The following is a 24,707-nucleotide window of genomic DNA, read 5'->3' as shown; positions in this document are numbered from 1 at the left end:
GATGGAGAGACCCATGAGACGGCGGGAGTTCCTGCACACGGCCGGCATTGCCGCGGCATCACTTGCCGTCCCCGCGCGGGTGCGTGCGGCGGCCGAGACCACGCTGCGCTTCACCCCGCAGCAGGACCTGATCACGCTCGATCCGATCCTGACCACCGGCTATATCACCCGCAACTACGCCTACATGGTCTATGACACGCTCTACGGCATGAATTCGCGCTACCAGGCCACGCCGCAAATGGTCGATGGCCATCGCGTCGAGGCTGACGGCAAGCGCTGGGACCTGACGCTGCGCGACAACCTGTTCTGGCACGACGGCGAACGGGTCCTGGCGCGCGACTGCGTGGCCAGCATCAAGCGCTGGGCCCAGCGCGATACGTTCGGCGCGTCGCTGATCGACGCGACCGAGGAGCTTTCGGCGCCCGACGACCGGACCATTCGGTTCCGGCTGAAACGCCCCTTCCCGCTCCTGCCCATCGCGCTCGGCAAGGCCTCGGTGCCGGTCTGCGTGATGATGCCGGAACGGCTTGCCATGACCGATGTCTCCAAGCCGGTGCCGGAGATCATCGGCAGCGGCCCGTTCCGCTTCAAGCTGGACGAGCGCGCGCCCGGCTCGATCAATGTCTTCACCAAATTCGAGCGCTACGTGCCGCGCAGCGATGGCGAGCTCGGCTGGACCTCCGGTCCGAAGGTGGTGCATTTCGACCGGGTCGAATGGAATTCGATCCCCGATGCCTCGACCGCCACTGCAGCGCTGATGTCGGGCGCGCAGCACTGGCAGGAATATGCCTATCACGACCACCTGCCGATGCTGAAAGCGGCGCGGCAGGTGACGACCCGGGTGCTCGACCCCACCGGTTTCGTCTGCATGATGCGGATGAACCATCTGCACCCGCCCTTCGACAATCCGGCGATCCGGCGCGCGCTGTGGGGCGCGCTTGCCCAGAACGACTATATGGAGGCCGTGGTCGGCACCGATGACCGGAGCCTCTACAACGTGCCGCTCGGCTTCTTCTGCCCCGGCACGCCCATGGCCTCGACCGCCGGACTGGACATGCTCGCCGGGCCGCGCCGGATCGAGCAGGTGAAGGACGAGCTTAGAACCGCCGGCTACAGGGGCGAGAAGGTCGTCATCATGGCCTCCAATGCCGGCGCGCTCGCCGCCATCGGGGCGGTGGCCGCCGACATGCTGAAGCGCGTCGGCATGGACGTCGAGGTCTATGTCGTCGAGTTCAACGCCATGCTGCAGCGGCGCAACCGCCGTGGCCCGGTCTCGGACGGCGGCTGGAGCGCTTTCGTCACCAACTGGGCCGGCATGGACTGGCTGAACCCGGCCGTGCACATGGCGCTGCGCGCCGACGGCACCTATGCCGGCTGGTCGCAGAACGAGCGGATCAACGGCTTGCGCGCGTCATGGTTCGAGACCGCGGACGAGGCGGCCCAGGCTGCCATCTGCCGCGACATCCAGCTGGAGGCGGTCAAGGACGTGCCCTACTACCCGCTCGGCCAGTACCTCCAGCCGACCGCTTTCCGCAAGTCCATCACCGGCGTGCTCGACGGCTTCGCAACCTTCTGGAACGTCAGGCGCGCCTGACGAGGTCCCGGCGGCACCCCTCTTCCAACACCCGAGACGACCGGCGCACCCCGCCCCAGGCGGGGGCGCCGAAATGCAGACAACGGAGACTTCGCATGACCGCATCGAACACCATTCGCCAATCCGCGCTGGACTGGATCGCGCGCAATGAACCGCGCCTGTCCGCATTCAACGAGCGGATCTGGGCTTTCGCCGAGCCGGCCTGGCGTGAATATCGCTCGCTGGATGCCTATGTCGCGATACTCGGCGAGGAAGGCTTCAGCGTCGAAGCAGGCTCCGGCGACATGCCCACGGCGTTTGCGGCCCGCTGGGGCAAGAGCGGGCCGGTGCTCGCCGGCTTCTCGGAATATGACGCGGTGCCCGGCAATTCGCAGCAGGTGGTGCCGCGCGAGGCGCCGCGCGAAGGCGTCCACCCCTATGCCGCCGGCCATACCGATCCGCATTCGGTGCTCGGCACGGCCTCGCTGACCGCCATGCTCGCGACCAAAGCCGCCTTTGAGCAGCATGGCGTGGCCGCCACGCTGAAGCTGTTCGGCGAGCCGGCCGAAAAGGTCTGCGGCTCGAAGCCGATCCACGCCGCCAAGGGCTATTACGATGACCTCGACGCCGCCGTCGTGTGGCATCCCTGGCCGAGCAATACGGTCACTGGCGATATCCATTTCGGCGCCTATTGGAGCGCGGTCATCACCTTCGAGGCCGACGATCCCGAGAACTGGGTCGATCCCTCGCTGATGCCGTCCCAGACGGCCCATGCGGTCGCCCGCGCGCCTGGCGCGCTCGACGCCCTATGCCTCATGTACACCACGACGAAATACACCAAGGAGGCCATGTTCCCGCATAGCGGATCGTGGACGCTCAACGAATTCGTCCTGGGCGATGCCGGTGCGACCTCGGACAACCTGCCGCCGCGTTTCAGCCAGATCCAATATTCCTGGCGCTCGTCGTCGCTGGCGATCCAGGAGCAGATCTGGCGCGTGCTCGCCCGAAACGCCAAATCGGCGGCCATGGCGACCGGTTGCCGCGCCTTCGTGCGCTGGGTGACCAAGACGCGCGTCGGCTTGCCGAACACCGCGCTGACCGACCTGACCTGGGCCAATCTGCAGGCGGTCGGCGCCCCGATCTATGACGAAAAGGCGCTGGCCTTCGGCCGCGAGATCCAGAAAAACCTCGGCCTGGAACCGATGGCCAACCCGTTCATCAAGAGCGTGACGACGCTGACCACGCCGGAGGACAACGATGCCGGGTTGAAACGCACGCTGGCCGGCTGGCAGACCCATCTCAGCGCCGATGACTATGTCGAATTTTCCTGGCATTGCCCGACTGTGCGGCTGCTCGCCGCGCGGCCACGGCTGCAGCCGCCGTCGCCCGGTTATGCCTATCCGAACTGGGCCTATAACGCGCTCGGCGGCCTGCCCGCGGCGGTCGATCCCGGCCTGTTCGTCGCGGCCAAGACCATGGCGCTGACCATGGTCGATCTCGCGACCAAGCCCGGTGCGCTGGCGGCGTGCCAGGCCGAGTTCCGCGAGCGCACCGGCGGCGGGGTGGGCGGCAAGGACTGGGTCGGCCCGCTGCTGCCGGCCGATTTCGACCCGCCGGTCGACCTGCGCTGGCCGGAATATGTCAACACCGCGCGCGGCGACGAGTGGTGCTTCCCCACCCCGCATCGCGGCACCGGCGCCGGCGAGCCGATCTGATACGGGTCGGCCGATCACCGAACAGCCGTCGCATCTTTGACAGGCGCCAAGCCCCCGGATCTCTCCGGGGGCTTTTTTTTCTGCCCAACCGAAACCTGATCATCGCCGGCCGTTCCGCCTATGCCGCTCGCGGCATCCGATCAGCCCCTCTTGACCTTCCCATGATTGGAACCTTTATGGAATGGGGCAACCACCCGGGAAGGGAGTTGCACGACCATGACGGCCACGAGCCAACCAAGATCTCCGTTCGCGATCGCCGTTCACGGTTGGATGCCGGTGACGGCCAGCGACCGGCAGACCCCGGACCACGCCCGGGCACAAGGAACCGAAGCATGAATATCGGCGAAGCTGCAGCGGCCTCCGGCGTCTCGGCCAAGATGATCCGCTATTACGAATCGATCGGCCTAGTCGCCAACGTGTCGCGCACGGGATCCGGTTATCGCGTCTATTCGGACAGTGATGTTCACACGCTCCGCTTCATTCGCCGCGCCCGTGACCTCGGCTTCTCGGTCAAACAGATGAGCCATCTTCTCGCGCTCTGGAGCGACCGCTCGCGGGCCAGCGCCGAGGTGAAGCAGATCGCGCTCGGGCATGTCGCGGAACTGGAGCGGAAGATGCGCGAGCTGCGCGACATGTCGAAAACGCTGCGCCATCTGGCGGAACATTGCCAGGGCGACGACCGCCCGCACTGCCCGATCATCGAAGAGCTTTCGAAGGGCCATGCGGCCGGGCCGCTCAAGCCGTCGAAACGGCGGCCCGCGCACTGACCGCTCGCGTGGTCGTGCCCGCGAACAACCGAGACAGGAGACGAACAAATGCATCGACGCAGCTTTCTCGCGGCGGGCGTGGCAACGATTTTCGCAAGCCCACGCGCATCCGCCCAGATGAACATGACCGGCGGCCATGGCATGGGCGGCCATGGGGGCCATGGGGGGCATGGGGGCCATGGGGGCCATACAATATCGGCCCCGAACGCCGTGGCGCTGCCGGAAGGCGCACCGCTGCGTGAGCTGCCGCGCCTCGTGAACCAGGCGGCAGCCAAGGGCGTGTTCAAAGCCAGGCTCACCGCCCAGCCCGCGAAGGTCCGCTTCGCCGCGGGCCTCGACACGCCGGTGCTCGGCTATAACGGCCTGAGCCCGGGCCCGTTGATCGCGGTCACCGAGGGCGATCAGGTCGAGATTATCTTCGCCAACCGGATTCCCGGCGAAGAGAGCACGATCCACTGGCATGGCATGCCGGTGCCTGCCGATCAGGACGGCAATCCGATGGACCCGGTGGCATCAGGGGCGGAACGGACCTACCGCTTCAGCCTTCCGGAAGGCAGTGCCGGGTCCTACTGGTACCACCCGCATCCCCATGGCCGGACGGCCAGCCAGGTCTATCGCGGGCTCGCCGGCATTTTCCTGGTCAAGCCGAAGGTCGATCCGATCCCCGTCGCATATGGCGACACTCCGCTCGTGTTCACCGACCTGCGCCTCGCAGCCGACGGGACCATGCCTGACAGCACGATGGTCGATCTGATGAACGGCCGTGTCGGCGACCATGTCCTGGTCAATGGCCAGAAGAACCCGTCCCTGTCGGTTTTGCGCGGCACGAAACGCCGCTTCCGCCTGTTCAACGCCACCAACGCGCGCTTCCTGCGGATGTCGTTCGAGGACGCGGCGATCACGGTCATCGGAACCGATGGCGGCCTGCTGGAGAAGCCCGTCCCGGCGGACGAGATTTTCCTTGCACCGGCGGAGCGGCTCGATGTGATCGTCGCGTTCGGCAAGGCCGGAAAGGCGACCCTGCGCACGCTCGACTACGACCGGGGCTGGATGGGGCCTCACCGGCCGGCCGATGCCTCGATGTCGCTACTCTCCGTCAATGTCGCGCAGGCGGCAGCCGAGCCGGCTCCGCCCTTGCCGGACAGGCTGCGCACGATCGAGGATCTCGGCGCCCCCGCGCAGACGCGCCGCTTCGTGCTCACCGAGACGATGGGGATGGACGCAAGCGGCATGACGATGGCGTTTCTGATCAATGGCGCGGCCTTCGACATGAAGCGCGTCGACATTGTCGCCAAGGCCGGCGAGGTCGAACTCTGGGAAATCGTCAACCAGGCCGACATGGACCACCCGTTCCATGTTCACGGCACACAGTTCCAATGGGTCGAACGGGAGCGCAACGGCAGGGTCACCAAACCCGCTTACCGGGCCTGGAAAGATACGGTCAACGTGGCGCATGGCGAAACGGTGCGACTGCTGATCCGGCAGGACCTGCCGGGGCAGCGCATGTATCACTGCCACATTCTCGAACATGAGGAGCTTGGCATGATGGGGATCGTCGACGTCAAGGCGTGACCCCCTTGGCGGAATCGATCCAGCGCGGGGCGGGCGATTGTTCCGCCCAGGGCCGGCCTCGAAGCGATTGAACCTTGACCGCCGCCGCAACCGTGAACCCGGTCGCGGCGGCGCTCCGTTTTTTATCGGCCGCGAGGCCTTCAGGCTGCGCCGCCGGCGATTTCGACGGCGGCATAACCGGCCGTCGCCAGCCTCTGGACAAAGGCTTCGGCGGATTTCGGCGAATGGATCTCGACGGTCCGGCTGACGACATCAGCGACCACCTCGGCCTTCGCATCAACCGACTGGATGGCCTTTGTGACGCTGCGCGCGCAGCCGCCACAGGTCATGTTCTCGATACGCAATTTCATCTGCGACCTCCTTTTTGCTGTCTGGTCGCTTCGGGATGTGGGGCGTCCAACCATGGCAAGGTCAAGGGCTGAAAAAAGCCGACTGCGCGCCCTTGACCTTCCCATGATTGGAAGGTCCATCTGGTATGGCGAGCCCCAAGAAGTCATTAAATCCAGGAGCATTCCATGAACCCGTCGCACGCCGCTCGCGCCGACCAAACAACCATCAGCCTGCCCATCGAAGGCATGACCTGCGCGTCCTGCGTCGGACGCGTCGAGCGCGCCATCAAGGCCGTGCCGGGCGTGATCAGGGCCAATGTCAACCTGGCGACCGAACGCGCCGAGATCGGTCTCGCGGGGCTGGTCGACCACAGCGCCCTGGTCAAGGCGATCGCGGATGCCGGCTACACCGTCGCGGCGGCAGCTCCCGTCGAGCTCGCCATTCAGGGCATGACCTGCGCGTCCTGTGTCGGACGCGTCGAACGCGCGCTCAAGGCTGTCCCCGGCGTCGTGTCGGCCGCCGTCAACCTGGCAACCGAGCGGGCCCGTATCGAGCGTGGCGCCGGCGTCGACACGGCCGCGCTCATCCAAGCCGTGAAGGACAGCGGCTACGAGGCCACGGTGGTCGACCCCGGCGCAACGGCTGATGACAGCGCCGCCGAGCGGCGCGACGCCGAAACGACGGAGCTACGCCGCGATCTCGCGATCGCCGCGGTGCTGTCCGCGCCGGTGTTCGCGCTCGAGATGGGCTCGCACCTCATTCCCGGCATCCACCACCTGGTCGCCGGCACGATCGGCATGCAGGCAAGCTGGTGGCTCCAATTCGCCCTGACGACCGTCGTGCTGTTCGGCCCCGGCCTGCGCTTCTTCAAAAAGGGCCTGCCCGCGCTCTGGCGCCTCGGTCCCGACATGAACTCGCTGGTCGCGGTCGGCACGCTCGCGGCTTATGGCTATTCGCTGGTCGCGACATCAGCCCCCGGCCTGCTGCCGGACGGCACCGTCAACGTCTATTACGAGGCGGCAGCGGTGATCGTCACGCTGATCCTGCTCGGCCGCACCCTCGAGGCCAAGGCCAAGGGCCGCACATCCCAGGCGATCAAGCGGCTCGTCGGCCTGCAGGCCAAGACGGCGCGTGTCCGGCGTGACGGCAAGGTCCTCGAAATTCCCGTCGGTGCCGTCGTCCAAGGCGATATCGTCGAAATCCGCCCCGGCGAGCGCGTGCCGGTCGATGGCGAGGTCGTCGACGGAACCAGCTTCATCGACGAATCCATGATCACCGGCGAGCCGGTCCCGGTCGAGAAGACCGCGGGGACCGAAGTCGTCGGCGGCACCGTCAACCAGACCGGCGCGCTTGGCATCAGAGCCACTGCCGTCGGCGGCGCGACCGTACTTGCCCAGATCATTCGCATGGTCGAACAGGCGCAAGGCTCCAAGCTGCCGATCCAGGCCGTGGTCGACAAGGTGACGATGTGGTTCGTGCCGGCCGTCATGGGCCTGGCCGCCCTCACCTTCCTGGTCTGGCTGTTCGTCGGGCCCGAGCCGGCGCTCACCTTCGGCCTGGTCAATGCGGTCGCGGTGCTGATCATTGCCTGCCCCTGCGCCATGGGCCTGGCCACGCCGACGTCGATCATGGTCGGCACGGGCCGGGGCGCCGAACTCGGCATTCTGTTCCGCAAGGGCGAGGCGCTTCAGCTGCTCAAGGAAGCCAAGGTCGTCGCCGTCGACAAGACCGGCACGCTGACCGAAGGCAAGCCGGCGCTGACCGATCTCGACCTGGCCATTGGCTTCGATCGGGCTCAGGTGCTGGCCAGGATCGCGGCCGTCGAAGCGAAATCCGAACACCCGATCGCACGGGCGATTGTCGCGGCCGCCGAAGCCGAGAAGCTCCATCTTCCCGCTGTCGAGACCTTCTCATCGGTGACCGGCTATGGTGTCCGGGCACAGGTCATGGGGTCACGGGTCGAGATCGGCTCCGATCACTACATGGTGCTGCTCGGCCTGGATCCGGCGGCCTTCGCAAGGACCGCGCAACGGCTGGGCGATGAGGGCAAGACGCCGCTCTATGCCGCCATCGACGGCAAGCTGGCCGCCGTCATCGCCGTCGCCGATCCGATCAAGGCGACGACGCCGGAGGCGATCAAGGCGCTGCACGATCTCGGCCTGAAGGTGGCGATGATCACCGGCGACAACCGGCGCACGGCTGAGGCGATCGCCCGGCGGCTCGGCATCGACGAGGTGGTGGCCGAGGTCCTGCCGGAGGGCAAGGTCGAGGCGGTCAAGCGCCTGAAGCGGGAGCACGGACGGCTTGCCTATGTCGGCGACGGCATCAACGACGCGCCCGCGCTCGCCGAAGCCGATGTCGGACTTGCCATCGGCACCGGCACGGATGTCGCCATCGAAGCAGCCGACGTCGTCCTGATGTCGGGGAGCCTCAACGGTGTTGCCACCGCCATCGCCTTGTCGAAGGCAACGATCGGCAACATCGGGCAGAACCTGTTCTGGGCCTTCGTCTACAACGCAGCCCTGATCCCGGTGGCGGCCGGCGCGCTCTACCCGGCCTATGGCCTGTTGCTGTCGCCGGTGTTCGCCGCGGGTGCGATGGCGCTGTCCTCGGTGTTCGTGCTCGGCAACGCGCTGCGCTTGAAGCGCTTCCGCCCGCCGCTTGCAGGCGAAGGCGCGTCGGCGGCAGCCGGGCGCAGCGCCGGCCGCGCACACAAGCCGCTGACGCCGGCGGCGTAAGCGAACGCGGGCCCGCGGAGACGCCAGGCGTGCGCGTTTGAGACCATTCGACCGCCGCCGGCCGCCGCCGGCGGCGGTTCTCGTCTGGCGATCGGGCCGAACCGAGCTGGCAGTCTTAAAAAACGCGACGAATAGCGGTTGAACCGAATGTCGGGCGTGCTCCACTGGCCGGACCATCAACGGAGCATCCCATGCCGGAAGCACAAGCGAACCTGAAGGCGGAACTGGCCGGTCTGATCGACGGCAACCGCCAGGAGATCATCGAGCTGCTTCGCCGCTTCCTGAGGATCCGCAGCGTCAATCCGCCGGGCGACACCCGCGAAGCCGCCGATTTTGTCCGCGCCATCCTCGACCGCTTCGGCGTGCCGCATCGTACCGTCGCGCTCGACCAGACCATGCCGAACATCGTCGGGCGCTGGGACGCTGCCGGCGCCGGGCGCCATCTGGTGCTCAACGGCCATCTGGACGTGTTTCCGGTGACCAATGAAGCGTTGTGGTCAGCCGAGATCCGCGACGGCAAGATCTATGGGCGCGGCGCCTCGGACATGAAGACCGGCACCCTCGCCTCGGTTCTCGCCTATTGTTACCTGCATCAGAAACGGCAACGCCTCGCCGGCGCCCTGACATTGACCGTGGTTTCCGACGAGCAGTCCGGCGGGCGCTTTGGCACCCGCTATCTGTTCGAGCAGATCCCTGAGGAGATCAGCGGCGATTGCTGCCTGAACGGCGAACCGGGCGGGCTCGGCAATATCCGCTTCACCGAGAAGGCGACGCTGCGCTTTTCGCTCGCCTCGCGCAGTGAAGGCGGCCATGGCGGCTATCCCCACCGCGCGCCCAATCCGATCGAGCGGATCTGCAAGCTGACCGCCCGGATCTACGCGCTCTATCACCTCAGGCTCGCCGAACTGCCGGCCGAGATCGATGCGATCCTGACCTCCAAGGCGTCGATCGCGGCGGCCGACGCCAATCTGGGGGTTGGCGCCGGCGACATCGCGCGGCGCATCACGGTCAATATCGGCATCATCAAGGGCGGACAGAAGGCAACGCAGATCCCGACCGACTGCGTCGCCCATCTCGACATCCGCATCCCCATCGGATCCGATCGCGATGCGATCCGCGCCGAGATTGCCCGCCTTGCGACGGACCATGGCTGTCAGATGCTGGTAAACGAGGACCACAGCTATCCCGCCAGCATGACCGATCCCTATGGCGAGATGGCCGGCATCCTGAGGGCCAATATCCGGGGCTTGCTCGGATCGGAGGCTCCGCCGGTTGCGAGCCTTGGTGGCACCGACACACGCTATTGGCGGTGGCGCGGCATTCCCGCCGTCATCTGCGGTCCCTCGCCGATCAGCATGGGCACCGATGACGAGCATGTCCTGGTCGAGGAGGCGATCGCGGTGGTCAAGCTTCATGCGTTGTGTGCCGCCGACTATCTCGACCCGGCGAGATCGGGGATTCACACAAGTCGCGAAGGCCAACCTCATCGGGATGTCACCTGACCTCCCCCTGCGGGCTACTGAGTTCACACATCTCGGCAATCTGTGGCTTGGCGCGGCGTTCCTCGCTTCGTCATGGCCGTGCTTGTCACGGCCATCCACGTCTTCCGCGGTCAAGGCAATCCGTGGATGGCCGGCACAAGGCCGGCCATGACGGATGGAGCGGCGCCAGGCTTGCCGCCGAAGCTGGCCGATGACGCGCACAATCCTCTGCCAACCCGGACACCGGGCTGATGACCGCGCCAAAATCAGCTGGCACTATCACGACGTCCCGACCCGACATGGCGACCCGACGAGGGCGCCTTCGCCATGTCGGCTCCCGCCCGGCCTTTCAGAGCGACAAGGGTTCCCGATGCCGACGATCACAGCCGAGAACGACATCGTCACGCATATCAATGTCTTCACCACCGCGCCCGAGCGGCAGCAAATGCTGGTCGATTCCCTGATCGAAACGGTCAACGCGGCGCGCGAGGTGCCCGGCTGGCTGTCCGCCAGCATTCACCGGAGTTTCGACGGCACCAAGGTGACCAATTACGTCCAGTTCGCCAATCACGCGGCGGCGGACGCGGTGCTGCGGCATCTGGCCAAAGGCGGCTTCCTGCAGCGCAATGCTGCGCTCGGCCAGGTCGCGCCCGGCCAATATGAAGTGGCCTATACGATCAGCGCGGCCTGACGACGCCGGGCTCGCGTCAGGCCGCGAGCGCTTCGCTCGCCGGCTGGAAGTTGAAGGCCAGGCTTTCGGCGACGGGCTTGCTGGTGACCCGGCCGCGATGGATGTTGAGCCCGTTGCGCAGATGCGGATCGTTGACCAGGGCTTTCAGCCCCAGGGTCGCCAGGGCGAGCCCGAAAGGCAGCGTCGCGTGGTTCAGGGCATGGCTCGAGGTCAGCGGCACGGCGCCCGGCATGTTGGCGACACAGTAGTGGATGACACCGTCGACCTCATAGGTCGGGGCATCATGGGTGGTTGGCCGCGACGTCTCGAAACAGCCGCCCTGGTCGATGGCGACGTCGATGATGACAGCGCCGCGCTTCATGCGCGGCAGCATGTCCCGGCGCACCAGCTTCGGCGCGCTGGCGCCGGGGATCAGCACCGCACCGACGATCACATCCGCCGCCAGGGCCTCCTCCTCGATCGCGTCAATGGTCGAGTAGCGCGTCTGGACCCGACCGCCGAACAGATCGTCCAGCTCGCGCAGGCGCTGGAGCGAGCGGTCGATGATGGTCACCTGGGTGCCGAGGCCAACGGCCATCCGCGCCGCATGGGTGCCGACCACGCCGCCGCCGATGATCATCACCCGCGCCGGCAGGACGCCGGGCACGCCGCCGAGCAGCAGGCCACGGCCGCCGGCATGGCGGCGCAGGCTGAAGGCCGCCGCCTCGATGGCGAGCCGGCCGGCAACCTCGCTCATCGGCGCCAGCAAGGGCAGGCCGCCGCGCGCGTCGGTCACCGTCTCATAGGCGATGGCCGAGCAGCCGGATTTCAGCAGCGCCTCGGCCTGCGGCCGGTCGGCGGCCAGATGAAGATAGGTGAACAGGATCTGGCCGGGCCTGAGCTGCGCGCATTCCTGCGGCTGCGGCTCCTTCACCTTGACCACCATGTCGGCCTGGGAGAACACGTCGGCCGCCCTGGCGACGATCCGCGCGCCGGCCTTTTCGTAATCGCCGTCGGTCGCGCCGATACCGGCGCCGGCGCCGGTCTCGACGATCACCTCCTGGCGGGCGGCGACATATTCGCGGACCGCGGCGGGCGTCAGTCCGACCCGATATTCGTGGGTTTTGATTTCCTTGGGGACACCGACCAACATGGCACCATTCCTCGACGGGGGACGGGCTGAAGGTAAGCGCGGATCCGCGCCGCTTCCCATCGTTCTTGGCCGGCGCTAAAGATATTGGCGCAGGATTCAAGCGCCTTTGTCGGCCATTGCGCAGGAAACCATCGATGACCCTCGACAAGTTCGATCTGGCGATCCTTCGCGCCCTGTCCACCAATGGCCGCATCAGCCATGTCGAACTCGGCCGGCAGGTCGGCCTGTCGCCCACCGCTTGCGCGCGCCGCCAGCAAGCCCTGGAAGAAGCCGGCGTGATCGCCGGCTATCAGGCCGAGATCGCGCCCGCCAAGCTCGGCCTGACGACCACGGTCGTGGTCCGCATCACCCTGGAGAAGCAGAGCGAGGAGGCGCTTGCCCGTTTCGAGGAGGCTGTCCGCAAATGCCCCTCCATCGTACGCTGCCTGCTGATGTCGGGCAGCGACGACTACACGGTGACCGTGCTCGCCCGCGACATCGCCGACTATGAGCGCATCCACAAGATGCAGCTCTCGCGGCTGCCGGGCGTCGCGCGGCTGCAATCGAGCTTTGCCATGCGCGCGGTGATCAATCGCGCCATTCCGATCGAGGCCTTGTGATCGAGGCCTTGTGATCGAGGCCTTGTGATGACTTGGGAGGTTCCGATGGGCTTTGCCGGTGTGGATAGTGTCGGCCATCCGCAGGGAGTAGGTTTCGATCATGCCTGAGACCGGCAACACCGCCGCTATCACCCATGCCGCACGGCGTGGCGCGCAAGCGATTTCGCGCCGCCGCCGGCTGGTTCTGGCCGGTGCCGCGCTGATCGCCGCCCTTGGCCTTGCCGCCTTCACGCTTGCGCCGCAGAACGACACCATTCCGGTCTACTCCTACGAGGTCGTGCGCGTCTTCCCGCATGATCCGGAGGCCTTCACCCAGGGGCTGTTCTACCGCGACGGCTATTTCTACGAGAGCACCGGCCTTTATGGCCGCTCGACCATCCGCAAGGTCGAACCCGAGACCGGCAAGGTCGTCCAGATGCAGCGCCTGCCCGCGCAATCCTTCGGCGAAGGCATCAGCGACTGGGGCGACCGGCTGATCGGCCTGACCTGGCAGGAGCAGCGCGGCTTCGTCTGGGACCTCGAGAGCTTCTCGCTCAGGCAGGAATTCCGCTATTCCGGCGAAGGCTGGGGCCTGACCCGCAGCGCCGATGCGCTGGTCATGAGCGACGGCACCGCGACGATCCGCTTCCTCGACCCCGCGACGTTGAGCGAGCGCAGCCGGATCACGGTGACCGCCAATGGCCGGCCCGTGGACCAGTTGAACGAGCTCGAATGGATCGATGGCGAGATCTTCGCCAATATCTGGCAGACCGACCGGATCGCGCGGATCAATCCCGCAACCGGTCATGTCACCGGCTGGATCGACCTGCAGGGATTGCTGACCTCGCAGGGCCCGGTCCGCGGCCGGCCCGACGTGCTGAACGGCATCGCCCATGACGGCAACGGCCGCCTGTTCGTCACCGGCAAGCTTTGGCCCAAGCTGTTCGAGATCAGGCTGGTCCGGCGCGGCAGCCCGCTGCGGCTGCCGCCGCGCTAGTGCCGACAGCGACCGCTAAAGCGCTTTAACAAAATCACTGATCCCGTTGAGCGTGATCTGGGTCCCGATGCACAACAGCAGGAAGGCTGCGATCCGGGCGAGAACCCGGGCACGCGAATGGCCGAGGAGCGCGACCAGCCGGTCCGCGAAGGCATAGGACAGCCAGACCGCGGCGGCGACGGCCAAGGCCGCCGCCGAGGCCCCGACGATGATCGGCGCATAGCCCGGCTGGTTCAGCGGCAGATTGGAGCCGAGCGCGATGGCGACCGAAATGGTGCCGGGCCCGGTGGTGAACGGCATGGTCAGCGGAAAGAAGGCGACGTCGTTGATGCCCTCGGCCTCGGAGGCCTGCTGCTGCTTGCGCTCCTCGTTGCGTTCGGGCGTCTGAAGCAGGCTCCAGGCGCTCGCCGCGACGACAAGCCCGCCGGCGATGCGCAAGGCCGACAGGCTGATGCCGAAGAAGCTCAGAACATAGGCGCCGCCCCAGAGAGCGCCGAGCATCACCAGGGCTGAATAGAAGGCAATCTTGCGGGCGAGTTCGCTGCGTTCCGCCGGCGATCGACCAGCTGCCACCTGGCTGAAGATCAGCGCCGCGCCGATCGGATTGACGATCGAGATCAGGCCGGAGAAGGCCAGGAGAAATGTTTGAACGGCGCCGTCCATCGGCATTTCCACTTTCAGGGATCACGACAGCTCGGGAACCATGCGCCCCCGCGCTCGTCAGTCGGAGCGGCTTGCCCGGCCCGCACCGCGTGGCGAGACCTGAAGCACTATGGACGGTGAATCACCGACCGGAAAGGCCGGGCGCGGACGGTGCCGGGACCGCGAGGCGGCACGGGATCGGGGCGCCCTGGCTGCCCGCCTCCCACGCCATAGTTGGAACCACAGGACATCGGCGACGCCCGCTCCTGCGAAGCCAAGGATGCGCGCGCGCCGGGCGCCACCGACAATCGGCCTCGGCCGGCGAGGTTTTGCCCGGGAATGTCTTGGCTATGTGCGCGCGACGAATACTCTCATCCGAGACGACGCCGACGGCGCCCGGCATGGCTGTTGCTTTCGACATCACAGACCTTCGGAGGGACCAATGAACGAGCATGCACTGCGCGGGCTGATCGGTCAGGTAAAGGGCGGGACCTTGTCGCGCCGCGCCTTCATTCAACGGATGGCGGCTGTCGGCCTCACCGCCCCGATGGCAACCCAATTGCTGGCCTTTTCCGGCGTCGCCCAGGCGCAGGTGGCGCGGCCTTATGCCCCGGCCAAGGCGGGCGGCGGCGGCCCCTTGAAACTGTTGTTCTGGCAAGCCGCGACGCTGATCAACCCGCATTTCGCCGTCGGCACCAAGGACCAGGAAGGCTCGCGCATCTTCTACGAACCGCTCGCCGGCTGGGACCAGCAGGGCAACCTCGTGCCGTTCCTGGCGCAGGAGATTCCAAGCCGCGACAATGGCGGGCTCGCGGCCGACGGCCTGTCGGTGACCTGGCGGCTGAAGCCCGGCGTCACATGGCATGACGGCCGGCCGTTCACCGCCGACGACGTCGTCTTCACCTGGGAATACGCGTCGAACCCGGCGACCGCCGCCACGACCATCGGCAGCTACAAGGACGTCAAGGCCGAAAAGCTCGACGATCTCACCGTCAAGCTGATCTTCCCGAGCCCGACCCCGTTCTGGGCCGATGCTTTCGTCGGTGCCGCGGGCATGATCATCCCCAGGCACCATTTTGCCGACTATAGAGGCGCCGCCTCGCGCGATGCGCCCGCCAACCTCAAGCCGGTCGGCACCGGTCCCTTCCGGTTCGTCGAATTCAAACCCGGCGACCTGCTGCGCGGCGAGCGCAATCCGGACTACCACATGGCCAACCGGCCCCATTTCGACAGCGTCGAAATGAAAGGCGGAGGCGATGCCGTCTCGGCGGCGCGCGCGGTGATCCAGACCGGCGAATATGACTATGCCTGGAACGTGCTGGTGGAGGACGAGATCCTGCAGCGCATGGAGAACGGCGGGCGCGGCAGGACCCAGATCGTGCCCGGCGGCAATATCGAATTCATCATGCTGAACACCACGGACCCGTGGACCGAAGTCGACGGCGAGCGGGCGAGCGCCAAGACCCGGCATCCGATCCTCGGCGACCCGGGCGTGCGCAAGGCGATCGGCCTGCTGGTCGACAAGGATTCGATCCAGAAGTTCATCTATGGCCGGACCGGCACGACGACGCCCAATTTCGTCGCGGCGCCTCCGCGGTTCAGTTCGCCCAATACGACATATGAATTCAGCATCGACAAGGCCAACCAGCTGCTCGACGCGGCCGGCTGGAAACGCGGCGCCGACGGCATCCGCGTCAAGGACGGCAAGCGATTGAAGCTGGTTTTCCAGACCTCGATCAATGCGCCGCGCCAGAAGAGCCAGGCGATCATCAAGCAGGCCTGTCAGCGCGCCGGCATCGACCTGGAGCTGAAATCGGTCACCGCGTCAGTGTTCTTCTCCTCCGACGTCGCCAATCCCGACACCTATTCCAAGTTCTATTGCGACATGCAGATGTACACGGTGACCATGCTGCAGCCCGATCCCGAGCGCTTCCTGCTGCAGTTCGTCTCCTGGGAAATCGCCAGCAAGGACAATAAATGGCAGGGCCGCAACATCACCCGCTTCAATGATCCCGAGATCGACCGGGCCCACACGCTGGCCAAGAGCGAGCTGGATCCGATCAAGCGCGCCGCCGCGCTGATCAGGATCAACGATATCGCGATCAACCAATCGATCGTCCTGCCGGTGGTCTCGCGCCCGAACGTCGCCGCCGTCAACAACCGGATGACGGTCAACCTGAGCAGTTGGGACAATGCGATGTTCCTGCTCTGCGACTGGCATCGCCCGGCGTGAGCGCCAGCGACCACCTCGGCAGGTCCGGTTGGCTCGGGGCATCTCGGGCCGATGCGACGGCGGATGGCCGGCGCCCGGGGGACACCCGGGGCGGGCCCGCCTCCCCCGATCGTCCTGCCGGATGCACACATCTCAAGACCGGCGGTGATGGGCCTTGCGTCCTTCGAAGGGCGCGCCGCAACCACCACCTTCACCTCGCCCCGGCGGGGAGAGGTGAAGGTGGTGGTTCTCGTGCGAGGCCTCGACGCACGACCGAGTGCTCCGCAAGCCACTGAAACAGCGTATATTTTCGAGCTGCATGAATCCGGCGCGCCCTCGCCCCGAAGCCTTCTACTGGCTGAGGCTGATGAAACTGCCGCGGCAGAAGCCGAGCGGCTCGGAGAAATTGACGCCGAAATCCTGCACCTCGCCGATCAGGATCAGATGATCGCCGGCATCGACCCGCTGGTGCAGGAGACAATCGAACCAGCTCAGGCAGTCATCCAGGATGGGCGCGCCGGTGGCCGCTTGCCGACAATCCACGCCGGCAAACCGGTCGGCACCGCGTGACGCGAACAGGGTCGCGACCCCGGTCTGCTCGCGGCCGAGAATGTTGACGGCGAACGAGCCCGCCTCCTGAAACGAGCCGATATTGGAAGAGCGCTTGCCGATGCAGACGAGAACCAGCGGCGGATCGAGCGACACGGAGGTGAAGGAATTCGCCGTCATGCCGCGCGGCGCCCCGGTGTCGTCACGGGTCGTGACGACGGTCACCCCGGTCAGAAACGTGCCAAATGCGCGGCGCAGATCGTCTTGGCTGAAATGCGCAGGGTCCATGTCTCGAGCGCTCCGACGTGACCGGCGCAGACTGGCCGAGAACGGCGCCGCCTCCTTCCTCCTGTGAAGGGGAACCGGTCGCTCATGTTTCCTCCGGTTCCTCTGAAACCGCGTGCGCCTCTCCCGGCACGATGATTTTCTGGAACTGCAGCGCCAGTTGCAGGGCGAAACGCTGTTCGGGCGTGTCGGTCTCCAGCCCGAACAGGTCCCTGAGCCGCGCCAGCCGGTAGCGCAGCGTCGTCACGTGCAGACCAAGCGCGTCGGCGCAAGGCTGGCTCCGGCAGCCGTGATCGAGGAAGGTGGAGAGCGTCTGGATATAGGCGGTGCCGTGGGTCTTGTCGTGTCTTGCCGCGGCGCCGATGAGGTCGTCGACGAAGGCCCGCATCTCGGTTCCGTCGACCGCCGACATCAACACGAAGAATGGCCCGAAATCCCGCGCGGTGACGACACCGCTGCGGTTGAAGCGGCGGGCGAGTTCACGCACCCGGCCGCAGTCGCGCCAGGCGCCAGCATAATCCGCCGGCTGGCGGCAGATATCGCTCTCGACGACGACCGGGGTCTCGCCAGCGGCGGTCCTGACCTCGTCGATCAGGCGCCGCGTCAGCGCCGCCATGTCCGTGCTCTTGCCGCGATCGGCCGGGTACCTGACGACGATCGCACCGGCCCGGGCGACGGCGGTGGCGAGCCGATCGAAGCGCTGCACGGCAGGTTCGATCGCGCGCCGGATTTCGGCGGCTGCCGCTGGTGCAAGCCTGTCGTCCCGCGCCAGGCTGACGACCAGCAGCCGCGCCGGCATGTCGAGGTCGATGCCGAGCCGGCGGGCCCGGTCGGCAATGTCGTGAAGCGCCCGGACCTTGCCGTCGAGCAGGTCGGCGAACAGATCTTCCAGGCTGCGGGCGGCGGCCGCGTGGGCGACATAGGACCGCATCATCTGGACACTCAGGCCGAAACGGGCGCTGTCGAGCAGCAGATGGTCGAGGTCGTTGAAGTCGGAGGTCCTCGAGAACAGGATCAAGGCCCCGACCCGCTCGCCGTCGACATTGAGCGGGCAGACGATGGCCGGCACCCGCAGCTTGCGGCCGCCGATCGAAACCTCCAGGTCGCGCGCGTCCAGCCGCCCGCCCGGAAAGGTCCGCCGGGCCAGATCGAGAAATTGCTGGCCGCCCTCGCCCGCCGTCATGGCTTGCCAGGTGATGTCGTCGATCTCCAAGGGCAGCGGCGAATGTTGCGTCAGGACCCGCCGCGACGTCAGGTCGACGATGACAAGCGGATTGGGCAGCATCGACGCCACCTTGGCGGCGGCGGCCTCGACCGAACCGTCGGCCAGCGCCTGATCGAGCAGCAGCCCATGGGCCGTCAGCGCGCTGCGCAAACGCTCACCGAAAGCCTGTTCCTCGGCCAGGGACCGCGCCTTGTTCATCGCGATCTCGCCGAGATGAACGACGAACTGGAGCAACGCGATTTCGGCCTGGGTGACCGCCACGATCGCGCGGGAACGCACCGACAGGACGGTGCGATGACCAGCGAGGTTGCGGTATTGCATGGGCAGGACGACCACGGTGCGATAGCCGTGCTCGATCGCCTCGCGGCGGTAGCCTGGAAACTGCCTCGACTTCTGCGCGTCGCGGATGATCACCGGCTCGTTGCCGGCGAGCGCCAGCCGGCTTGGGCTTTCGGCCAGCGACCAGCGGTCGCTCAGGCTGGCGCCGAGATGGCTCGGATCGTGTCGCGCGACGACCCGGGCATAACCCTCGTCGGTGTCGACGCTCATGATGCCGCCGGCGGCCCAGGGCGTGTCCTTGCAGACCGCCTCCAGCAAATGGCGCAAGGTCGTGTCGAGATCGCCGCTGGCATTGATGTGGCTGGCCGCCGCTCCGAGCGAGCGGAACAGCGAGGCCTGATCCGACGATGGAAGGCGCTGCTCGCTTGAGGGTTCCATCGCCGGATTCGTAGCACACACCGACGCAGAGCTGAAAGATCGCTTCCTACGAAAAGGAGGATGCACCCGTTGGACGCGCCGGGGATCATCCTTCACGAGACCAGGGGCCAGCATGCGAACCCCGGGGTTCGGCGACGCCAGGCGCGGTCGGTCGGCGTCCTCGCCGGCCGGTCGATCCGGCCGCCTGATGCATCGGGAGTGCTTTTGCTATGCAACGACGTCAGATGCATCTGATCGCCTACCTGAAGACCGGCCCAACCGCGATGCATGTCGGCGGCTGGCGGCATCCGGAATCGACGCTCAACGACATCCTGGATCCAAGCCGCTACGAACATATCGCGCGGGTGCTGGAAGCGGCCCGTTTCGACGGCTGTTTCTTCGCCGACCTGTTCGGCCTCTACGACATCCATGGCGGCAGCTTCGACGCCTATGTCCGGCGCGGTGGCCAGATCAGCTTCCTCGACCCGACCGTGGTCCTGCCGGTCATGGCCGCAGCGACCCGGCATCTCGGCCTCGGCGCGACCCTGTCGAGCAGCTTTCACACGCCCTATCACCTGGCCCGCTGGCTCGGCTCGCTCGACGTCATGAGCAAGGGCCGGGTCGCCTGGAACGTCGTCACCTCGGCGACCGACCTCGAGGCCCGCAATGCCGGCATGGACGAATTGCCGCCGCGCGACGAGCGCTACGATCGGGCGGACGAGGCCTTGGAAGCCTGTTTCGCGCTGTGGAACAGCTGGGACGCGGATGCCTTCGTGCTCGACAAGCAGGCCGGCGTCCTGGCCGACCCGGCCAAGGTTCACTACGCCAATTATCAGGGCCGCTGGGTCAAGACGCGCGGTCCGCTGTCGATCCCGCGCAGCCCCCAGGGCCGCCCCGTCATCATGCAGGCCGGCAGCTCGGACCGCGGGCGCGAGTTCGCCGCCCGCTGGGCCGAGGTCATCTTCACCATTCAGCGCGGCCGCGACGAGATGCGCGAATTCTATCAGGACGTGAAATCGCGCATGGAGAAGCGCGGCCGCCCGCCGTCGGAATGCGCGATCCTGCCGGCGGTTTCGGTCGTGCTCGGAGAAACCGAATCGATTGCACGCGAGCGGGCCGACTATCTCAACAGCCTGATCGATCCGGAGCTGAGCGTCGCCGCCTCGTCGAGCGGGCTCGGCGCGGACCTGACCAAGCTGAAATCCGATGTTTCGCTGGCCGGCCTGCAGGGCAACCAGGGCATGAAGGGAACCGAGGACATCCTGCGCCAGACCATGAAGGCCGATGGGCTGACGCTCGCCCAGGCGGCGGTCAAGCGCGGCACCGGACGCGAACTGGTGGGCACCGCGACAACCGTCGCCGATTGGCTCGAGGAGACGTTCGAGACCGGCTTCTGCGACGGCTTCGTGCTGGCGCCGACCATGTTTCCCGGAATGTTCGAGCAGTTCTGCCGCAGCGTGGTGCCTGAACTGCAAAAGCGCGGCCTGTTCCGGACCGAATATGCCGGCCGCACGCTTCGAGAAAATCTGCAGAACTGACAATGCGCCTTGCCGGTCGGCAGCCAAACCAAAAAGCCAAGCTGCCGGTCTCGTCAACACACAAGGGGAACAGGACGATGGCGACTTCTCATGGACGGCTGACGCGCCGCAAGGTCTTGCAGGCCTCGCTCGGATGGGGCGGCGCCATGGCGCTCGGCGGCGGCCTGCCCGTGCAGGCGCAGACCTCGGGCGAATTCCGGGGCAAGACGCTGGTCTTCGCCAGTTGGGGCGGCGCTTACCAGGACGCCCAGAAGGTCAGCTATTGCGATCCCTTCGCACAACTGACCGGCGCCCGCGTGGTCCAGGACGGCCCGATGAACGCGGCCAAGTTTCGCGCCATGATCGAGGGCGGCGCACCCGACTGGGACGTCGCCGACGTCACCATCGACTTCCTCTATGCCGGGGTCGGCGACCGCCTGTTCGAAAAGATCGACCGCGGCATCGTCGACACCAGCCGGATCGATCCGCGCTTCGTCCACGACTATGGCATCGGCTGCATCGCCTGGTCCTACAATATCGGCTACAGCACCAAGGCTTTCGCCGGGCGGGAAACGCCCAAGACCTGGGCCGATGTCTTCGACCTCAGGCGCTTTCCGGGCAAGCGGACGCTCGGCGACAATGTCGTGGCGACCGTCGAGGCAGCCCTGATGGCCGATGGCGTCGCGCCGGACCAGCTCTATCCGCTGGATGTCGAGCGCGCGCTGCGCAAGCTCGACACGATCAAGTCGCAGACCATCTTCTGGAGCACGAACTCGCAGTCGCAGCAGCTGTTCGTCGACGGCGAGGTCAATCTCGGCCTGATCCTCAACGGCCGAGCCTATGACGCGGCCAAAAAGGGCGCGCCGATCGCGATTTCCTGGGAGCAGAACATCCAGTCGATCGACTATCTCGTCGTGCCCCGCGGCAGCCGCAACCGCGACGCGGCGATGCGCCTGATCGACGTGATGACCTTGCCGGAGAACCAGGCGAAGCTCGCCAATATGATCGCCTATGCGCCGACCAATCCGGCGGCCTTCGGCGCGGTCGATCCACAGATCACACCCTGGCTGTCGACCGCACCCGACAACCTCAAGCGCGGCTTCGTCATCAATGCCGAATATTGGCGCGACAATCTGAAAAAGCTGCAGGAGCGCTGGGCCGCCTGGAAGCTGGCCTGATCCGCCGTGAGCACCTCGGGCGCCCTGATGCCGCACCAAGGCGAGGCTCCGCCGGCACGTCCGGCGGGCCGCGAACGGGCGGCGACCGGCCCGGCCGGCCGCTTCGACCGGCGGGTTTTCCTGCTCGCGCCGGCCGTCCTGCTGTTGATCGTTGCCTTCGTCAGCCCGGTCGGGCTCTTGCTGTCACGGGCCTTCACCCAGCCGCAGGTGGGGCTGCAGAACTTCGCCGACCTGTGGGAGCGGCGCGGCTTCCTGCAGGTCCTGTGGAACACGGTCATGATCAGCGCCACGGCAACGCCGATCTGCGTCCTGCTCGGCTTTCCCGTGGCCCACGCCATGACCCATGGCTCGGCGCGGCTGCGGCGCTGGCTGATCTTCATCGTGCTGGTGCCGTTCTGGACCAGCCTGCTGGTGCGCACCTTCGCCAATGTCATTCTGTTGCAGCGGAACGGCCCGCTGAACACCATGCTGGTCGGCCTTGGCCTCAGCGCCGAACCGCTGCCCTTGCTCTACAACATGACGGGCCTGCTGGTCGGTGCCGTCCAGGTGCTGCTGCCCTTCGTCATCTTCCCCCTGCATGCCGCCATGCTCCGGATCGATCCGGCCTATATGCAGGCCGCGCTGACGCTGGGCGCCGGGCCGATCCGGGCGTTCTGGCGGGTCTATCTGCCGCTGACCATGCCGGGGCTATTGACCGGGGCAACCCTCGTGTTCATCTCGACGCTTGGTTATTACGTCACACCGGCCATGCTCGGCGGGCCGCGCCAGACCATGATCGCCCAGCTGATCCAGGATCAGATCGCGCAATTCGGCAATTGGGGCATGGCCGGCGCCCTGTCGCTGCTGCTGCTCGCCGTGTCGGGCGTGATGCTCCTGCTGCTCCAGCTGACCGTCGGGCTGAAGGCGGTGGCGCGATGAAGGGCGATGGCCTCGACCGTTGGCGCACCCTGCGCGGCGCGATCTGCGTCGCCGTCGCGCTCTACCTGATCGCGCCGCTGGTGATCGTGGTGATCATCTCGTTCAGCGCCGCGTCGTTCCTGCAGTTCCCGCCGCCCGGGCTGTCGCTGCGCTGGTACCGCAACCTGTTCAACGATCCGGCCTGGACCGACGCCCTGACCGTCAGCATCCAGATCCTGATCCCGTCGGCGACCCTCGCGACCCTGCTCGGCACCGCCGCCGCCTATGCGCTGGTGCGCGGCCGGATCCCCGGCGCGTCGGTCATCGGCGCGGCGCTGATGCTGCCGATCATCGTGCCCGGCATCATCACGGCCGCCGCGCTGTTCGGCGCCTATCGCGGGCTCGGGCTGAACGGCACGCTGACCGGCCTGATCATCGGCCATGTCATCATCACCATGCCCTATGTCGTGGCCACCGTCAGTTCGGCCTTGCGGACGCTCGACCCCAGGCTCGAGGACGCGGCCGCGACGCTCGGCGCACCGCCGTTCCAGGCGTTCCGACGCGTGACCTTGCCGCTGCTGCTGCCGGCGATCCTGTCCGGCCTGCTGTTCGCCGCGGTCGCCTCGTTCGACGAACTGATCGTCTCGCTGTTCGTCAGCTCGGCCCGGGTCCGGCCGGTCGCGGTGCAGATGTGGTCGAACATCCGGGGCGACATGGATCCGACCATCGCGGCGATCGCCTCGCTCTGCTTCGCCTTCGCGCTGGTGGCGCTGCTTGTCGAATCGATCCTCAGGCGACGGACGGGAGTCGAACGAACGTGATGGCTGTTGGCAATGGCGTGGGGCAACCGGTCCTCGAACTGAGCGGCGTCAAGAAGAGTTACGGCGGCTATGTCGCGGTCGAGAGCGTCGACCTCGCGCTGCGCCGGGACGAGTTCCTGACCTTTCTCGGGCCCTCCGGCTCGGGCAAGACGACAACCCTGATGATGGTCGCCGGACTGCAGCAGCCGGATGCCGGATCGATCCGGCTCGGCGGCCAGCCGGTCGACCGGCTGCCGCCCTATCGGCGCGACATCGGCATGGTGTTTCAGAACTACGCGCTGTTTCCGCACATGACCGTGCGCCGGAACGTCGCTTTCCCCTTGGAAATGCGCCAGGTCGGGCGCGCCGAACGCGAGCGGCAGGTTGCCGATGCGCTCCAGCTGGTCGGACTTGCCGATTATGGTGACCGGCTGCCGCGCCAGCTCTCGGGCGGCCAGCAGCAGCGCGTCGCGCTGGCCCGGGCCATGGTCTATCACCCGACCTTGCTGTTGATGGACGAGCCGCTCGGCGCGCTCGACAAGAAGCTGCGCGAGCAGATGCAGCGCGAAATCAAGCGCATCCACCGCGAGCGGCGGATCTCGGTGCTCTATGTCACGCATGACCAGGAAGAGGCCCTGACGATGAGCGACCGCATCGCGGTGTTCAACAAGGGGCGGGTCGAGCAGATCGGCACGCCGGAAGAGCTCTATGAGCGCCCGGCGACACGCTTCGTCGCCGATTTCATCGGTGAGACCAATTTCCTGCCCGGACGCGTCACCGGCGCCGATGGCGCGCATTGCCGTGTCGACATTGCCGGCAGTCCGGTCGCGGCGATGTCGCCGGAACCGGCCCGGTCGGGCACGTCGGTGGTCGTCGCCATCAGGCCCGAGCGCCTCAGGCTGCAGCCGGCCACGCAGCATGACGGCGGCGTGACCGGCACCCTGACCGACGTGGTCTATCTCGGCAACGCCCGCCGGTCGGTGATCCGCCTGGCTGACGGCAAGGACTGTTTCGCGCTTCACCATGCCAATGAGGCGGAGGCCGCGAGCCTGACGCGCGGACAAGCGGTCAGCCTGTCCTGGGACGGCCGCCACGCCACCGTCTTCCCGAACGATCCGCCGGGGTGAACGGC

20 protein-coding genes are annotated in these 24,707 nt (G+C 66.8%); 15 read left to right on the top strand and 5 right to left on the bottom strand.

From position 1 onward, the window contains the following. Positions 1–13: 13 nt before the first annotated feature. The 4 genes from E8M01_RS27525 (at position 14) to E8M01_RS27510 (ending at position 5,627) form a co-directional block, all read left to right on the top strand. Positions 14–1,594: an ABC transporter substrate-binding protein gene (locus E8M01_RS27525; RefSeq protein WP_136963075.1), complete on the top strand. Its 1,581-nt coding sequence runs from the start codon at positions 14–16 to the stop codon at positions 1,592–1,594. Between the two features lie 95 nt (positions 1,595–1,689). After that, positions 1,690–3,288, top strand: coding sequence for a zinc-binding metallopeptidase family protein (locus E8M01_RS27520; protein ID WP_136963074.1), 1,599 nt, complete (start codon positions 1,690–1,692; stop codon positions 3,286–3,288). Positions 3,289–3,620: 332 nt separating this feature from the next. Then, positions 3,621–4,055, top strand: a complete 435-nt coding sequence (gene cueR, locus E8M01_RS27515; protein WP_136964865.1) for a Cu(I)-responsive transcriptional regulator — start codon at positions 3,621–3,623, stop codon at positions 4,053–4,055. Positions 4,056–4,103: 48 nt separating this feature from the next. Beyond that, positions 4,104–5,627 (top strand): multicopper oxidase family protein, encoded by a 1,524-nt coding sequence (locus E8M01_RS27510; RefSeq protein WP_136963073.1) that lies wholly within the window; start codon positions 4,104–4,106, stop codon positions 5,625–5,627. 140 nt (positions 5,628–5,767) lie between these two features. On the opposite strand, the gene E8M01_RS27505 is transcribed toward E8M01_RS27510, so the two are convergent. Next, positions 5,768–5,977: a heavy-metal-associated domain-containing protein gene (locus E8M01_RS27505; RefSeq protein ID WP_136963072.1), complete on the bottom strand. Its 210-nt coding sequence runs from the start codon at positions 5,975–5,977 to the stop codon at positions 5,768–5,770. Positions 5,978–6,142: 165 nt separating this feature from the next. On the opposite strand from E8M01_RS27505, the gene E8M01_RS27500 reads away from it, so the two are divergent. From E8M01_RS27500 to E8M01_RS27490, 3 genes are all read left to right on the top strand, one after another. Further along, on the top strand, positions 6,143–8,695 hold the full coding sequence (locus E8M01_RS27500) for a heavy metal translocating P-type ATPase (protein ID WP_136963071.1): 2,553 nt from the start codon (positions 6,143–6,145) through the stop codon (positions 8,693–8,695). A 191-nt stretch (positions 8,696–8,886) separates the two neighbouring features. Beyond that, entirely contained in the window at positions 8,887–10,197 is a 1,311-nt protein-coding gene (locus E8M01_RS27495) for a M20/M25/M40 family metallo-hydrolase (RefSeq protein WP_136963070.1), read from the top strand. Between the two features lie 349 nt (positions 10,198–10,546). Further along, positions 10,547–10,867, top strand: coding sequence for an antibiotic biosynthesis monooxygenase (locus E8M01_RS27490; RefSeq protein ID WP_136963069.1), 321 nt, complete (start codon positions 10,547–10,549; stop codon positions 10,865–10,867). A 16-nt stretch (positions 10,868–10,883) separates the two neighbouring features. Here the strand turns inward: E8M01_RS27490 and ald are convergent, their stop codons facing one another. Next, complete coding sequence (ald, locus tag E8M01_RS27485; RefSeq protein WP_136963068.1) at positions 10,884–11,999, bottom strand: alanine dehydrogenase; 1,116 nt, start codon at positions 11,997–11,999, stop codon at positions 10,884–10,886. A 134-nt stretch (positions 12,000–12,133) separates the two neighbouring features. Here ald and E8M01_RS27480 point away from each other — a divergent pair, with 134 nt between their 5' ends. Then, a complete protein-coding gene (locus E8M01_RS27480; protein ID WP_136963067.1) occupies positions 12,134–12,598 on the top strand; it encodes an Lrp/AsnC family transcriptional regulator in 465 nt (154 codons plus the stop codon). Between the two features lie 100 nt (positions 12,599–12,698). Continuing rightward, complete coding sequence (locus E8M01_RS27475) at positions 12,699–13,574, top strand: glutaminyl-peptide cyclotransferase (protein ID WP_136963066.1); 876 nt, start codon at positions 12,699–12,701, stop codon at positions 13,572–13,574. A gap of 15 nt (positions 13,575–13,589) precedes the next feature. Here E8M01_RS27475 and E8M01_RS27470 read toward each other — a convergent pair whose 3' ends face one another. Continuing rightward, a complete protein-coding gene (locus tag E8M01_RS27470) occupies positions 13,590–14,243 on the bottom strand; it encodes a MarC family protein (protein ID WP_136963065.1) in 654 nt (217 codons plus the stop codon). Between the two features lie 415 nt (positions 14,244–14,658). Between E8M01_RS27470 and E8M01_RS27465 the strand changes: the two genes are divergently transcribed. Continuing rightward, positions 14,659–16,449, top strand: coding sequence for a peptide ABC transporter substrate-binding protein (locus tag E8M01_RS27465; protein ID WP_136963064.1), 1,791 nt, complete (start codon positions 14,659–14,661; stop codon positions 16,447–16,449). Between the two features lie 330 nt (positions 16,450–16,779). Here E8M01_RS27465 and E8M01_RS27460 read toward each other — a convergent pair whose 3' ends face one another. Further along, positions 16,780–17,265: a flavin reductase family protein gene (locus E8M01_RS27460; RefSeq protein WP_136963063.1), complete on the bottom strand. Its 486-nt coding sequence runs from the start codon at positions 17,263–17,265 to the stop codon at positions 16,780–16,782. Positions 17,266–17,347: 82 nt separating this feature from the next. Further along, entirely contained in the window at positions 17,348–19,318 is a 1,971-nt protein-coding gene (locus tag E8M01_RS27455) for a helix-turn-helix domain-containing protein (protein ID WP_136963062.1), read from the bottom strand. Positions 19,319–19,413: 95 nt separating this feature from the next. On the opposite strand from E8M01_RS27455, the gene E8M01_RS27450 reads away from it, so the two are divergent. From E8M01_RS27450 to E8M01_RS27430, 5 genes are all read left to right on the top strand, one after another. After that, a complete protein-coding gene (locus tag E8M01_RS27450; RefSeq protein ID WP_136963061.1) occupies positions 19,414–20,721 on the top strand; it encodes an LLM class flavin-dependent oxidoreductase in 1,308 nt (435 codons plus the stop codon). 77 nt (positions 20,722–20,798) lie between these two features. After that, positions 20,799–21,878, top strand: a complete 1,080-nt coding sequence (locus E8M01_RS27445; protein WP_170182108.1) for a polyamine ABC transporter substrate-binding protein — start codon at positions 20,799–20,801, stop codon at positions 21,876–21,878. A 6-nt stretch (positions 21,879–21,884) separates the two neighbouring features. Further along, the gene (locus tag E8M01_RS27440; protein ID WP_136963059.1) at positions 21,885–22,796 is read left to right on the top strand and encodes an ABC transporter permease; all 912 of its coding nucleotides are present in this window, start codon (positions 21,885–21,887) and stop codon (positions 22,794–22,796) included. Then, complete coding sequence (locus E8M01_RS27435; RefSeq protein ID WP_136963058.1) at positions 22,793–23,596, top strand: ABC transporter permease; 804 nt, start codon at positions 22,793–22,795, stop codon at positions 23,594–23,596. The genes E8M01_RS27440 and E8M01_RS27435 overlap by 4 nt, the downstream gene beginning before the upstream one ends. A 17-nt stretch (positions 23,597–23,613) precedes the next feature. Beyond that, entirely contained in the window at positions 23,614–24,702 is a 1,089-nt protein-coding gene (locus tag E8M01_RS27430; protein WP_246088455.1) for an ABC transporter ATP-binding protein, read from the top strand. Positions 24,703–24,707: the final 5 nt, after the last annotated feature.

The sequence above is a fragment of the Phreatobacter stygius genome (assembly GCF_005144885.1).
GTDB lineage: Bacteria > Pseudomonadota > Alphaproteobacteria > Rhizobiales > Phreatobacteraceae > Phreatobacter > Phreatobacter stygius.
Note: the sequence above shows the minus strand (reverse complement) of the source record. Positions and strands in the feature narration are given on the sequence as shown.

What these genes read in the sequence shown, in the direction of transcription:
- E8M01_RS27525 (WP_136963075.1), top strand. Translation starts at nt 14, where the DNA reads ATGAGACGGCGGGAGTTCCTGCACACGGCCGGCATTGCCGCGGCATCA.
- E8M01_RS27520 (WP_136963074.1), top strand. Translation starts at nt 1,690, where the DNA reads ATGACCGCATCGAACACCATTCGCCAATCCGCGCTGGACTGGATCGCG.
- cueR (WP_136964865.1), top strand. Translation starts at nt 3,621, where the DNA reads ATGAATATCGGCGAAGCTGCAGCGGCCTCCGGCGTCTCGGCCAAGATG.
- E8M01_RS27510 (WP_136963073.1), top strand. Translation starts at nt 4,104, where the DNA reads ATGCATCGACGCAGCTTTCTCGCGGCGGGCGTGGCAACGATTTTCGCA.
- E8M01_RS27505 (WP_136963072.1), bottom strand. Translation starts at nt 5,977, where the DNA reads ATGAAATTGCGTATCGAGAACATGACCTGTGGCGGCTGCGCGCGCAGC.
- E8M01_RS27500 (WP_136963071.1), top strand. Translation starts at nt 6,143, where the DNA reads ATGAACCCGTCGCACGCCGCTCGCGCCGACCAAACAACCATCAGCCTG.
- E8M01_RS27495 (WP_136963070.1), top strand. Translation starts at nt 8,887, where the DNA reads ATGCCGGAAGCACAAGCGAACCTGAAGGCGGAACTGGCCGGTCTGATC.
- E8M01_RS27490 (WP_136963069.1), top strand. Translation starts at nt 10,547, where the DNA reads ATGCCGACGATCACAGCCGAGAACGACATCGTCACGCATATCAATGTC.
- ald (WP_136963068.1), bottom strand. Translation starts at nt 11,999, where the DNA reads ATGTTGGTCGGTGTCCCCAAGGAAATCAAAACCCACGAATATCGGGTC.
- E8M01_RS27480 (WP_136963067.1), top strand. Translation starts at nt 12,134, where the DNA reads ATGACCCTCGACAAGTTCGATCTGGCGATCCTTCGCGCCCTGTCCACC.
- E8M01_RS27475 (WP_136963066.1), top strand. Translation starts at nt 12,699, where the DNA reads ATGCCTGAGACCGGCAACACCGCCGCTATCACCCATGCCGCACGGCGT.
- E8M01_RS27470 (WP_136963065.1), bottom strand. Translation starts at nt 14,243, where the DNA reads ATGCCGATGGACGGCGCCGTTCAAACATTTCTCCTGGCCTTCTCCGGC.
- E8M01_RS27465 (WP_136963064.1), top strand. Translation starts at nt 14,659, where the DNA reads ATGAACGAGCATGCACTGCGCGGGCTGATCGGTCAGGTAAAGGGCGGG.
- E8M01_RS27460 (WP_136963063.1), bottom strand. Translation starts at nt 17,265, where the DNA reads ATGGACCCTGCGCATTTCAGCCAAGACGATCTGCGCCGCGCATTTGGC.
- E8M01_RS27455 (WP_136963062.1), bottom strand. Translation starts at nt 19,318, where the DNA reads ATGCTGGCCCCTGGTCTCGTGAAGGATGATCCCCGGCGCGTCCAACGG.
- E8M01_RS27450 (WP_136963061.1), top strand. Translation starts at nt 19,414, where the DNA reads ATGCAACGACGTCAGATGCATCTGATCGCCTACCTGAAGACCGGCCCA.
- E8M01_RS27445 (WP_170182108.1), top strand. Translation starts at nt 20,799, where the DNA reads ATGGCGACTTCTCATGGACGGCTGACGCGCCGCAAGGTCTTGCAGGCC.
- E8M01_RS27435 (WP_136963058.1), top strand. Translation starts at nt 22,793, where the DNA reads ATGAAGGGCGATGGCCTCGACCGTTGGCGCACCCTGCGCGGCGCGATC.